At 36.8% G+C, this 13,001-nt stretch carries 7 protein-coding genes; 6 read left to right on the forward strand and 1 reads right to left on the reverse strand.

Annotation, left to right across the window (positions count from 1 at the left end; translation table 11 throughout):
• The first annotated feature begins 70 nt into the window (after positions 1 to 70).
• From PEDSA_RS02285 to metQ, 4 genes are all read left to right on the forward strand, one after another.
• Positions 71 to 1,927 (forward strand): CocE/NonD family hydrolase, encoded by a 1,857-nt coding sequence (locus PEDSA_RS02285; protein ID WP_013631536.1) that lies wholly within the window; start codon positions 71 to 73, stop codon positions 1,925 to 1,927.
• Between the two features lie 170 nt (positions 1,928 to 2,097).
• Positions 2,098 to 3,126, forward strand: a complete 1,029-nt coding sequence (locus PEDSA_RS02290) for a methionine ABC transporter ATP-binding protein (RefSeq protein ID WP_013631537.1) — start codon at positions 2,098 to 2,100, stop codon at positions 3,124 to 3,126.
• Positions 3,116 to 3,772: a methionine ABC transporter permease MetI gene (gene metI / locus PEDSA_RS02295; RefSeq protein ID WP_013631538.1), complete on the forward strand. Its 657-nt coding sequence runs from the start codon at positions 3,116 to 3,118 to the stop codon at positions 3,770 to 3,772. Before PEDSA_RS02290 ends, metI begins: the two co-directional genes overlap by 11 nt.
• 162 nt (positions 3,773 to 3,934) lie before the next feature.
• Positions 3,935 to 4,747 (forward strand): methionine ABC transporter substrate-binding lipoprotein MetQ, encoded by an 813-nt coding sequence (gene metQ, locus PEDSA_RS02300; protein ID WP_013631539.1) that lies wholly within the window; start codon positions 3,935 to 3,937, stop codon positions 4,745 to 4,747.
• 78 nt (positions 4,748 to 4,825) lie between these two features.
• Here metQ and PEDSA_RS02305 read toward each other — a convergent pair whose 3' ends face one another.
• Positions 4,826 to 5,905: an acyltransferase family protein gene (locus tag PEDSA_RS02305; RefSeq protein WP_169311972.1), complete on the reverse strand. Its 1,080-nt coding sequence runs from the start codon at positions 5,903 to 5,905 to the stop codon at positions 4,826 to 4,828.
• A gap of 261 nt (positions 5,906 to 6,166) precedes the next feature.
• Between PEDSA_RS02305 and PEDSA_RS02310 the strand changes: the two genes are divergently transcribed.
• On the forward strand, positions 6,167 to 8,035 hold the full coding sequence (locus PEDSA_RS02310; protein ID WP_013631541.1) for a TonB-dependent receptor plug domain-containing protein: 1,869 nt from the start codon (positions 6,167 to 6,169) through the stop codon (positions 8,033 to 8,035).
• A gap of 267 nt (positions 8,036 to 8,302) precedes the next feature.
• Entirely contained in the window at positions 8,303 to 12,670 is a 4,368-nt protein-coding gene (locus PEDSA_RS02315) for a hybrid sensor histidine kinase/response regulator transcription factor (protein ID WP_041536939.1), read from the forward strand.
• The last annotated feature ends 331 nt before the right edge of the window (positions 12,671 to 13,001 follow it).

Genomic DNA, 13,001 nt, shown 5'->3' on the forward strand with positions numbered 1-13,001 from the left:
TTATTTCTGTTTCTTGCCTAAGCTATAAAAATGCAGCGAAAGAAATATCTTTATGCTATAAATAAACACAATGAAACGATTTTTTATTGTACTTACTTATCTGTTTATTGGCTATACCGTTTTTGCCCAAACAGATTCTGCTTATGTTAGAGAGCATTATGAAAAAATAGAGAAACAAATTACCATGAGAGATGGTATAAAACTGTTTACGGCTATTTATGTCCCTAAAGATAAATCTAAAAAGTACCCTATTTTATTAAACAGAACACCTTATACCGTTGCTCCCTATGGCTCTAATCAATATAAAACGAGTTTGGGTAATTTTCCTGAAATGATGTATGAGGGATTCATATTCGTTTATCAGGACGTACGTGGTAAATGGATGAGCGAAGGAGACTTTGATGATTTAAGACCCCAGATAACTCACAAAACCAAAAAAGATACAGATGAAAGTACTGATGCCTTCGATACTATAGACTGGCTGGTTAAGAACGTACCGAATAATAATGGTAGGGTGGGAATGTATGGGGTATCTTATCCAGGTTTTTATGCGGCAGCAGCTTTGGTGAACGCGCATGCTGCACTAAAGGCTGTTTCTCCACAGGCTCCGGCTATTGACTGGTTTACCGGAGATGACTTTCACCGAAACGGTGCTCTTTTTGTTATGGATGCTTTTAGGTTTATGAGCACTTTTGGTGTAAACAGACCTGTTCCTATTACTCCGGATAAAGGGCCAAAAGCCTTGAAATTACCTGTAAGGGATGGTTATCAGTTTTATTTAAATCACACATTAAAGGACTTAAAGCAGACTTATTTTGGAGATAATATCAGATTTTGGAATAATCTGTTTATTCATCCGGATAGGGACAGCTATTGGAAAAACAGGGTAATATTACCCTATTTGAAACAGGTAAAGCCCGCAGTTTTGGTTGTAGGAGGTTTTTTCGATGCAGAAGATGTTTACGGAACTTTTGCTGCTTACAGAACTCTTCGTGATCAGAATCCGGCTACTCCCTGCTTTTTTGCTGTTGGACCCTGGTTTCACGGAGGCTGGGTGAGATCGGATGGGGATTTTTTTGGAGACATGAGTTTTGGAAGGAAGACGGCTCTGGATTACAGACAGAATTTTGAATTACCTTTTTTTAAATATTACCTAAAAGAGGAAGGAAGCCTTGATATGGCTAAGGTTAATGTGTTTTTTTCGGGAAGTAATGAGTGGCATAAATTTGAAGTTTGGCCTCCTGATAACATGGGCAAGAGGAAACTGTACTTCCATGCGAACGGAAAGTTGAGTTTTGATAAACCTGTTGAGGAAGAAGGAGCTGATGAATATCTTAGTGATCCGAATAAACCAATACCATTTCAGGAAGGTGTTATTGAAAACAGGAAAGCTGAATATATGGTCGCCGATCAGCGTTTTGTTGGAAATAGACCAGATGTTATGGTTTATCAGACGGAAATTTTAACAGAGGATGTCACTTTAGCGGGCCCTCTTTCGGCAAATTTAAAGGTTTCCATAACTGGCACTGATGCGGATTTTGTTGTGAAGCTGATAGATGTGCTTCCGGAAAACGAACCTAAACCCATGCATGTAGCAAAATCTACCGTAATGGGAGGATATCAGATGTTGATAAGGGGAGATATATTTAGAGGGAAATATCGTAATAGTTTCGAATATCCTAAAGCTTTTGTTCCGAATGAAATCGAAGAAGTTAAATTTCAGATTCCAGATATTGGGCATACTTTTAAAAAGGGACACCGGATAATGGTTCAGGTGCAAAGTACGTGGTTTCCGTTAGCAGACAGAAATCCACAAAAGTTTATGAATATTTATGAGGCGCTGAAAGAAGATTTTAAAAAGGAAAAACATAGTTTATACAGAAATATAAAAAACGCATCCTATATAGAGCTGCCGGTTTTGAATTAGTAAATTGTAATGATTTTAAGCTGAGTATAGATGTTAGAAAAATGAGTAGTAAATAGCGAACCGCACAGATCGGATATAAATCGTGAAATTCCCCTATGTCTTATCGACTTTTTGTATATAAAAGCATTATTTTCGTGAGCATAATCCATTTTAATGAATGAGCAGGCATAATGATCGAGCTGAAAAACATATCTAAAACCTTTCATCAGGGCAAACAGTCGTTTAAAGCTTTGGATAATATTAATCTGAAGTTGGAACAGGGTGACATTTTAGGTATTATTGGTTTTTCTGGAGCAGGGAAAAGTACGCTTATTCGTTGTGTGAATTTATTGGAGAAGCCGGATACAGGACAGGTTATTGTTAATGGTAAGGATCTGATTCCTTTGCGACATGCTGAATTGGCCAATGAACGGAAGAAGATAGGAATGATATTCCAGCATTTTAATCTTTTGTCTTCGAGAACGGTATTTGATAATGTGGCTTTGCCTTTGGAACTGGACGGTGTGGATAAAGCGACTATTGCCGGCAAAGTAAATAGTCTTCTGAAAACGGTTGGTTTACAGGATAAAGCCAATGAGTATCCTAAAAATCTTTCTGGTGGACAGAAACAGCGCGTGGCCATTGCCCGGGCTTTGGCTAACGATCCGCATTTACTATTGTGCGACGAGGCGACAAGTGCATTAGATCCCCTTACCACACAATCTATTTTACAATTGTTGAGGGATATCAACCAACAATTTAGAATTACTATTTTATTGATAACCCATGAGATGGAGGTGGTAAAGGCTATCTGTAATCATGTAGCGGTAATTGATGAGGGTAAATTGCTTGTAAAGGGTGGTTTGGAAGAACTTTATTCGGAAAGTTCGCACCCTATAATAGCACAGTTACTTACAGAGCGGGAAATGGAAGTACCCGTGAGATTGAGGGATTCGCTGATAACAAAACCGGCTAAAAATAAGTTTCCTTTGTTGGAAATCTCTTTTAACAAGGATTTGAATGTAGAGCAATTGCTTGCTTATATCCATCAGGAGAACATGATATATAAGTTGTACCGAGTAGAAAATGGGCAGCCTGGTGTTAATGGTTTTGGCAGGGCACAGCTACATATACAAACGGACGAAATGCAAACTGAAGTGTTGTTGGGATATTTGGAGAAATATGGTGTTAAATACAAAATAAAAGGATATGCTGGATAATATGACTATTTCTTTATTGTTGAAAGGACTTTGGGAAACTGTTTTTATGACTTTGGCCGCAGGTTTCTTTGGTTTTGTATTGGGATTGCCAACTGGTACTCTTTTATTCCTGACCAGAAAAGGGCAGTTGCTTGAAAATAGGATATACAATAAAACAGTGTCATTTCTGGTGAACGTTTTCCGCTCTATTCCATTTATCATTCTGATTGTATGGATGATTCCTTTTACCAGAGCGATGGTAGGGACCTCTATCGGTATGTATGCTGCGTTGGTTCCGCTAAGTGTTGGCGCTGCTCCGTTTGTAGCAAGACTGGTAGAGAATAGTTTATTGGAAGTTCCGGGTGGTTTAATAGAAACTGCAAGGGCTTTAGGTGCAAGTCCAATGCAGATTATCTGTAAAGTTCTGTTACCCGAAGCACTGCCTTCGTTAATTAACAATGCTTCTATTACTTTAATTACTTTGGTTGGTTACTCTGCTATGGGAGGTGCTGTTGGTGCTGGCGGTTTGGGACAAATCGGTTATCAGTACGGATATATTGGTTACGATGCGGTGATGATGAATACCGTCCTTGTGTTATTGGTGGCTTTGGTTTTTACTATACAGTTTACAGGAGATAGGCTTTCGAGGAGATTTGATCATAGATAAGTTTCGAGTTGTAAGTTATAGGTTATAAGTTGCAACAACAGAAGGGGACGTATTGCATGGAAAATAAGGACTACATTTGTAATAGATAACTTAATACTTAAAACTTACTACATACAACTTAAAACTCACTACTTATCACTTACTACATACAACTTAACAAACATGAACGCTATAAAAAGAATATTGGCACTTGCTATAATTCCCATCTTATTACAAGCTTGCGGCGGCGGTGCAAAAAAAGATAACCCAAATCTAATTAGGGTTGGTATTACATCGGGGCCTGAAAGAGAATTGGCTGAAGCAGCAAAAAAAGTTGCCGCAGAGAAGTATAATCTGGATGTGGAATTGGTTATTTTTAACGATTATGTAGTACCTAATGAAGCGTTGAATAACGGAGATATCGATGTGAATGTTTTTCAGCATGAACCTTATTTAAAAGAGCAATCAGCTAAAAGAGGTTATGAATTGGCTGTGGTTGGAAAAACTTTTGTTTATCCGATCGTTGGCTATTCAAAGAAAATTAAAAACATCGATGAGCTAAAGCCGGGAAGTACAATCGCTATTCCTAATGACCCAACAAACGGTGGCCGTTCTTTATTGCTTTTGCAAAGATATGGACTTTTGAAACTGAAGGATGGTGTGGGGCTTTTGCCACGGGTGACTGATATTATAGAAAATCCTAAAAATCTAAAAATTCTAGAGATCGAAGCTCCGCAATTGAGTCGGGTAGTGGATGATAAGGAGGTTGTTATGGCTATTATCAATAATAACTTTGCTGCGCAGGCAGGCCTTGATGCTAATGAATACGGTGTTTTAAAGGAAGATAAGGAATCTCCATATGTAAATATTATTGTTGCCAGAGAAGATAATAAAGGCCAGGATAAAGTAAAGAATTTTGTGAAAGCATATCAATCAAAAGAGGTTGAAGAGGCGGCAGAAAAAGCCTTTAAAGGTGGAGCTGTAAGGGGATGGTAGTTTTTTGGAGTTGAAAGTTGAAAGTTAAGAGTTTAAAGTAGAGGGGTTAAAGTGAGAGGTAGAATATTAAGAAGTGAGTTAGGTTTGGGATGATAGTTTGCGGCTTTTGAGATAAAATCTTTTTTCCAGCACATTTTTTAAAAAAGCAGCGATAGGTGGCTCTATATATTTACTTATGAAGTAGGATAGCATTAACATGAGTGTAACAGTAAATAACAGTAGAAAATATTTATTGATATACATTCCAAAATTATTGAAGATAATATAACCAATGTTCTGATGAACCAAATATAGTGGATAGGTAAGTAAACCTAATTGAAGCATTTTTGGTGAGTTAATGGCTTGCAGCCTACCTGTTGTGACCAAAAACATCAATAAATAAAAAGCGGTAATTGCAGCGCAAATGATATAAGGAGAAAATGATGTATTATAATGTTGTTGTACCTTGTCTATTTGGATTATAGCTCCTTTTAAAGAGATTGCGAGACATATCAATAACAGAACTATATGTTTTGTCTTTATCCCTTCTTTAAAGATCTGATAGAATATTATTCCAGCTATGAAATATGAACTCCATTCCAGTATCAGCAAGTAATAAGCGGCTTTAAATATTATAAAATCTTTGAAAAACAGATGTAGTACTGTAATTCCTAACCAGAACAAGACTAAATGATCGAATTTTATTTTTACGAATTGATTAAAAATAAGAAATGCACCTATCAGGAAGTAGAATTGAAGTTCTACAATTAGCGACCAGTAAACACCATCAATATTGTCGTAGCCAATAAAGCTATGGAGCATGGTTAGATTTGCAATTAACTGTGGAAAGTTGGCATAGAATATCGGAGATCCAAAATAAGTGATAACCAGGAAAGTCAATATAACGCAAAACCAATAAGCGGGGTAAAGCCTGGTAATTCTGGAAACGATGAATTTTTTAATAGATAAATCTCTGATGGAAAGAACGATCACAAATCCGCTGATGATGAAAAAAAAATCGACACCTAAATATCCATACTTGAAAATATCTGCAAGTCCGTCAAATGCAATCGGACTTTTGCCATCAGCCGCATGCCCTCTGAATAAATAATGATGCAAGACCACTACTATTGCAGCAATAAATCTAAACAGGTCAATTTGATAAACTCTTTTTCCCATAGGTGAGTGAATAAGATAAGCTTCGACTTGTGATAAAAGAATGTTTTTCAGTGGTTTTACTTGGATAAAAATAAAAAATATTATCCCTTTCAAGTAAGAATAATCAAAAGACGGTTGAAAACGTTCCCTGATTTCACACATGTGTATACATAAACGTTTCTCATTTCACAATATGTTTTATATTGAAAGGTTCTGTTAATTCTTTGATAGATCATAATCAGAATTACTTTGTTGAAATGATTTATCTTGTACTTTTGCGACATGAAAAAATCCAACTTGTATGGAGCACTGTTAATTAGTGCTTTTTTCAATTCAGCCGTTTTTGCACAAACTAATGTTCAATCTCTAAACGAGGTGTTGATACAGGGAAACAGGTTACAAATTCAATTGTCTGAACAGAATAGAAATGTTGACGTTATTACCGCTCAGGAAATACAGAAATTGCCGGCTAAGTCGGTAAATGAGATATTAGGCTATGTGTCTGGTGTGGATATACGACAAAGGGGGCCGTTTGGAACTCAGGCTGATATCAGTTTGGATGGCGGAAGTTTTGAACAAACATTAATTTTATTGAATGGCATAAAAATTACCGATCAACAAACGGCGCATAATACATTGAATTTGCCTATTCCCACGGAGGCCATTGAACGCATTGAGATTTTAAGAGGGCCTGCGGCCAGAGTTTATGGTGTAAACAGTTTAACAGGAGCTATTAATATTGTTACTAAAAATCCCGAGTCTACCGCATTATTTGCGAATGTATTTGCTGGAAGTAATTTCAAGAAAGACGAGGAAGGAAATGGGGATTTGTACAACGGGCGTGGCGTTCAGCTAGGTGGAAGTATAGCAAAAGAAAAACATACACATCAGTTGTATACCTCTCATGAATCTGGTACCGGATACCGTTACAATACAGCTTATCACAATAACAGGATTTTCTATCAGGGACAGATTAAACCCGATGAACAGAATAAAATTGATGTTTTGGCCGGTTTTGTGAGAAGCTCTTTTGGTGCTAATGGTTTTTATGCAGCACCCGGCGACAAAGAATCTAAAGAAGTTGTGAGTACGACACTGGCCTCTGTAAAGTCTAAGCATTTAATTAATGGTCGCTTTACATTAAGCCCACAAGTTGGTTATAGATATAATTTTGATGACTATCGTTATTACAGGTACGATCTTTCTAAAGCCAGAAGCAGGCATCATTCAAATGCTGTAACAGTGGAAATTAATGGCGATTACAGAATGGATTTTGGTGAATTTGGATTTGGAGTGGAAACGCGTTATGAGCAGATTAATTCTACCAGTATAGGTAAACACGAGCGTGAGAACTACGGACTTTATACAGAGTTTAGAACAGATAAAATCGAGCGTGTTAATCTAAATGTTGGTGCTTATGTAAATTATAATTCTGTTTACGGCTGGCAGGTGTTTCCAGGTTTAGACTTTAGTTATTTGCTAAAGCCAGGTTTCAGATTTGTATTTAACAGCGGAACAAGTCAGCGCATTCCTTCTTACACAGATTTGTATCTTCAACAGCCAGGAAACCTTGGTAATGCAGATTTGATTTCTGAAAAAGCATATCAGATTGAAGGTGGTTTTAAATATGATGCCAATCGCTTATCTGCAAAAGCAATAGTTTTTTATAGAAATATAGATGATTTTATAGATTGGACTAAAGATGTTATCACTAATCCATGGCTGGCAAATAATACAGGTTCTATTCGTACCACTGGTTTCAACTTTCAAACACAATATTTGTTAACCAAGAATGCTGTGTATAACTGGAACCTAAACGTAGGTTATACTTACTTATCTCCGGAATTTAAAGATCAGCCTTCCACACAATTTTCAAAATATAAGATAGAAAGTCTTAGACATCAATTGGTAGCCAAATTGGGATGGCAATATCGCAATTGGTCTGCTTTGCTTGCAGAACGTTATCAGGAACGTATTTCTTATAAAGATTACTTTTTGACTGATTTACGTGTGAATTTCAATCAAAAACAATTTGATTACTATCTGGATTTTCAAAATATCTTCGATAAGACTTACATAGAAGCAGCTGCGGTTCCAATGCCAGGTAGGTGGTTTAGTTTAGGAGTGAAATATCGTCTGGACGCTCATTAGTCAGTTAGTTCCCGAAGAGGTGCCTTAGGTTGATAGTTAATAGTCCATAATTATGGTGATCGTCCAGTCATCGGGTCTTGATCATTTAGGACACTAGAATTTCTTGTTTTGTCAGATTTTAGCATTTTATTATAGGATTATGCAACCGGTTGTTTGATTGTGGAGGATAATTTATACTTTTGACAAGACAAGCCAATTGTAATTATGCTGCACCTAAAGACAGATTCATACTATTTGAAGTTGAATGCTATACTCTTTGAAATAGCTATGAGCAATCGATATGCGTTATCTGTCTTGTTAAGTGCACTTTGTCTGACAATTTCAATCAATGCTTTAGGAGCCGGGGTTACAAGCGTCAATCATTATTCCTCTGCAGACGGTTTATCGGATAACCGTGTTACTACAATTATTAAAGACAGGGAAGGGTTTGTGTGGTTCGGGACTTGGGCCGGGATTAACCGCTTTGATGGAAGCCGATTTGTTGCGTTTAAATCGAATCCTGGTGATTTCTCCAGTCTTAAAAGTAATCGTATAGATGAAATAGTTGAAGATAAAACATCCTCCTTTCTTTGGGTAAGAGCTTATGATAATAAAATTTATCGTTTTGATAAGCGTAAACATGTTTTTACTTCGCTTCATGATTTAATAAAAAACGAGCCGTTTAAAAAGTATCAGTTTACAAGGATACTCTCCGTCTCGAGGGGGAAAGTCTGGCTGAAATCAACAAAAGGAAATGTTATTGTTATAGATGATGCCGCTGGAAATTTACCGGTTTTCAATGAATTGAATGCTCTAAATGATAGTTCTGAAAAGACATACTTTTTCTATCTGGATGATAATGGTCACGCTTGGATTTCAAATGAACGTGGGCTCTTTCTAATTAAGCAAAATCAGGAATGTAAATACACAATAAGTCAATATGTAGTTAACTCCAATAACCCAATCCGGTTGATTACATCTGACTATAATGGTGGAGTATGGGCTTCTTATGAGAATAACCGGATAATTCGGTTGGATACCTTATTAAGAAAAAAGACAGATAGAATAATTACCAACGGAAAAATTTATGATATCAAGCTAAAAAAAGACAGAAGCCAACTTCTTTGTACTACATCCAGGGGCGAATTGGTTTCTATAGACAATAATGGTGTCAGCAGACTTGTACAACGTACAAGTGGTGGCGAAGCGTTGTTTTGTATTTATGAAGATAAAAATAATGGTATATGGCTGGAGTCTGACCGTTATGGGGTTATCCGTTTGGATCAGCCTACGAACAGGTTGGTCGGATTATATCCAGCAATGGCATATAATTTTAAACCCTGGGTAAGAAACTGTACCTTTTTTCAGGATATCAATAAGACATTATGGGCGAGTATAAGAGGCTATAAATTATCTGTTTATGACGAGGAGAAAGATCAACTGGTAGAATTCGCGCTTAATATTGAAGGATTAAACAGAAACTTTTCCCGGATTATTTTAGGTACGTTCTACGATCCAAGCGGAGCACTTTGGATTACCACAGATAATGGAGGCTTGGATAGAGTTACCATGCAAGGAAATCTATTCAACCAGAATTATATAAAAAGTGACCACATAAGTAAAGCAGAGAATGAGGTTAGAGGTTTATTGGCTGATCGTAAAGGAAGGCTGTGGATTGGTACAAAGTCTGGAAGGATTTTGCTGAATGATAAGGGGGGGACTTTAGAAGATCCATTGGGAAGAGACTTTAAACCCGGGGGCGGAGTTTATTCTGTCTATGAGGATAAAGATGGTTTGTTTTGGATAGGGACTCGGGGAGGCGGAGTTTATTTAGTGGAGGAACGAAACAGCGGAAACTTTTATATTTTACAACATTTTTTAAATACCGAACAGGATATAAATTTGCATAGAAGCGAGATTTACAGTATTCTGCAGGATAAGAAAGGACGAATTTGGGTAGCGACTTTTGGGGGAGGCCTGGTTTTAATAACACAGAAAGACGGAAAATATCAGGTTTCGGCTGATCGTGACAAATTAGCAAATTATCCGATTGATAGTTATGGGAAATTAAGGTATTTAAATACGGATATTAAGGGGAACATTTGGATTGCTACATCAGAAGGGCTGATTTTATTTGATCCTGAGGATAACACCAAAGGTGGAAAATTTAAAATATATAAGAAAGAACCCGGAAACATAAAAAGTCTGGGAGGGAATGATATTCAATTTGTTTATCGGGATTCGGAAAATCAAATGTGGGTGCTTACTTCCTCCGGAGGTTTAAACTTGGCTGTAGGAGATAATCCGTTGGATACACTCTGGTTTAAAAATTATTCGAAAAAACAGGGATTTGCAAGCGACTTTTTATTGGCTTGTACCGAAGATGCAGCGCGAAATCTTTGGATATCTACCCGGAACGGTATTTCTAAGTTTTCTTTGTCTAATGGAAAAGTACAGAATTATAGCTACTATGATGGTTTGCATGAAACCATATTCTCTGAAGGTTCTGTGGCAAAGCTAAAGGATGGCAAAGTTGTTTTTGGTAATATTCTGGGATATTTATATTTCCATGCCAATGACCTGAATGAAAAACGTGAAAAAGGGAATCTGGTGTTTACCAATTTTCAGATTAATAGCGAAGACACAGATCCGGATGATGTACAATCTCCATTACAAACCGATATAAACTATGTTTCTAAAATAAAACTTAGGCATAACCAGAATATCGTAGCTGTTGAATTTGCCATGCTGGAATCGGTTTCTGCAAGCAGACATAATTTTGTTTACCGTTTGGTTGGTTACGATGATGTATGGAGAAACACAGAAGGGCAAAGTAAGGTCACCTATACCAATCTGCCTCCAGGCAGCTATACTTTTCAGGTAAGAAGTCAGAACATAGATTTGTTTAGCGGGGTATCTTACCGTTCTTTACAAATAGAAGTTCTGCCGCCGTTTTGGAAAACATGGTGGGCCTATTTAATCTACGCTGTATTGTTATGCATCATTTTGGGGTTTGTTAAAAGAACCATTGCAACTATTCTTTCTTTAAAACAAGGGATAGCCGTAGAGAAAAGACTGGCCGAAATGAAATTAAATTTCTTTACGCAAATTTCTCACGAATTGCGGACACCTTTAACCTTGATAGTTAATCCTATAGAGGAAATTCTGGCAAGAGAAAAACTTTCGGCAAAAGGAAAGGGATACGCTAAAGTTATTTACGACAATTCGAAAAGAATGGTACGTCTGGTTAATCAGGTATTGGACTTGCGGAAGGTGAGCAGTGGAAAGGCCAATTTAAAATTACAACGGACAGACCTGATTTTGTTCATTCGGAATATATGTGGGTATTTTGATAATTATCTGTCTGGAAGGCAAATAAAGATAGTTTTACAATCGGAATTTAAAGAATTGTTTATAGATATTGACTCTGATAAGACTGAAACTATTATTTATAATATACTGGCCAACGCTATAAAGTTTTCCCCGCAGGGCGGCGAAATTGATCTTGTTGTAAGTGTAGATAAGGAATCAAAAGTACTGAAGGTCTCTGTTACCGATGAGGGGCCTGGCGTAAACGATAATGAATTAGATAAAATTTTTCAACTTTATTATGAAGGTTCCATTTCTGCCAATGTAAAAGGTACCGGAATTGGTTTAGCACTATCTAAGGAACTGGCAGAACTTCATAACGGAAAAATCTATGCCGAAAACAGTAACGGAAAAGGGCTGAAGGTAGTACTTGAGCTTCCTTATTTATTAAACGAAGATTCCGCGCAACCTTTTACTACAGAAATATCCTATGTTCAGGAAATTACCGATATCGGACTGATTTCTGATGAATCTATTATAGAAGTGCAGGATCGAAAGAGGATACTTATTGTTGAAGATAATATTGATTTACGTAGTTTCCTGAATAATAAGTTTGAAGACTTTTACAACATAGAAGTGGCAGAAAATGGAGAAGAAGGTTTACAGAAGGCGATTTCTTTATTACCAGATTTGATACTGTCTGATATTATGATGCCTAAAATGGACGGGATACAAATGCTGAATAAACTGAAAAATAATTCGTTAACCAGCCACATACCGGTTATATTGTTAACCGCCCGGCATACAGTAGATTACCACATCCAGAGTTTAAAATACGGGGCCGATTACTACTTACCTAAACCGCTGAATATACGGTTGCTCTTTAGCGCAGTGAATAATATTCTGATACAGCGACAAAAGTTCTTTCAGCATGTAGTGGCAGAGGGAAAACAAAGTAGTGGAATAGAGGACCTCAAAGAAAATCCTATTATAACAGAGCTTGATAAAAAATTTTTAGAAGATACGGTAAGAATCGTTAATGAGCATATTAATGATGCCGATTTTAATATAGATGCTGTTGCCGATTTAGTAGGCATGAGCCGATCCGGTTTCTTTAAGAAATTTAAGGCTTTAACAAATACCGCACCTGTAGACTTTTTAAGAGACACCCGATTGGAAAAAGCGAAATCTATGTTCGATGAGGGACATAGTAATATATCTACTGTAGCTTATGCTGTGGGCTTTAATAACCCAAAATATTTTAGTACCTGTTTTAAGGCAAAGTATGCTCTAACACCTAAAGAATATGTGAAAAAGTGTAGTGAGAAATTTGCAGGAAATCATTAATAGGTGTATATAGATATACCTTTGATACCCAACAGCCTTATTGCCTTCTAAAGTGTATTTTGGTACTGCCCAATACAACATCCCGGTGTTATAAAATCTCTGATACCGTTTCAGTTATCATTAAAATGTTTGGGTCTTTTCTTCGACCCTGCAGCGAAGCATCTGTATCGTTTAATCTTTAAACTGTGATGAGGTTTATTCTCTTTGTTTTGATAAACTAAGGACTGGGGGCAGGGAATAAATTGAATACCTGATGATTACAGATAAAGTTAATAAACAGAGTTTGAATTAATCAGATCCCCTTTTTTTATCAGAAAACAAACCTTTAATA

It is taken from the genome of Pseudopedobacter saltans DSM 12145, assembly GCF_000190735.1.
GTDB classification, from domain to species: domain Bacteria; phylum Bacteroidota; class Bacteroidia; order Sphingobacteriales; family Sphingobacteriaceae; genus Pseudopedobacter; species Pseudopedobacter saltans.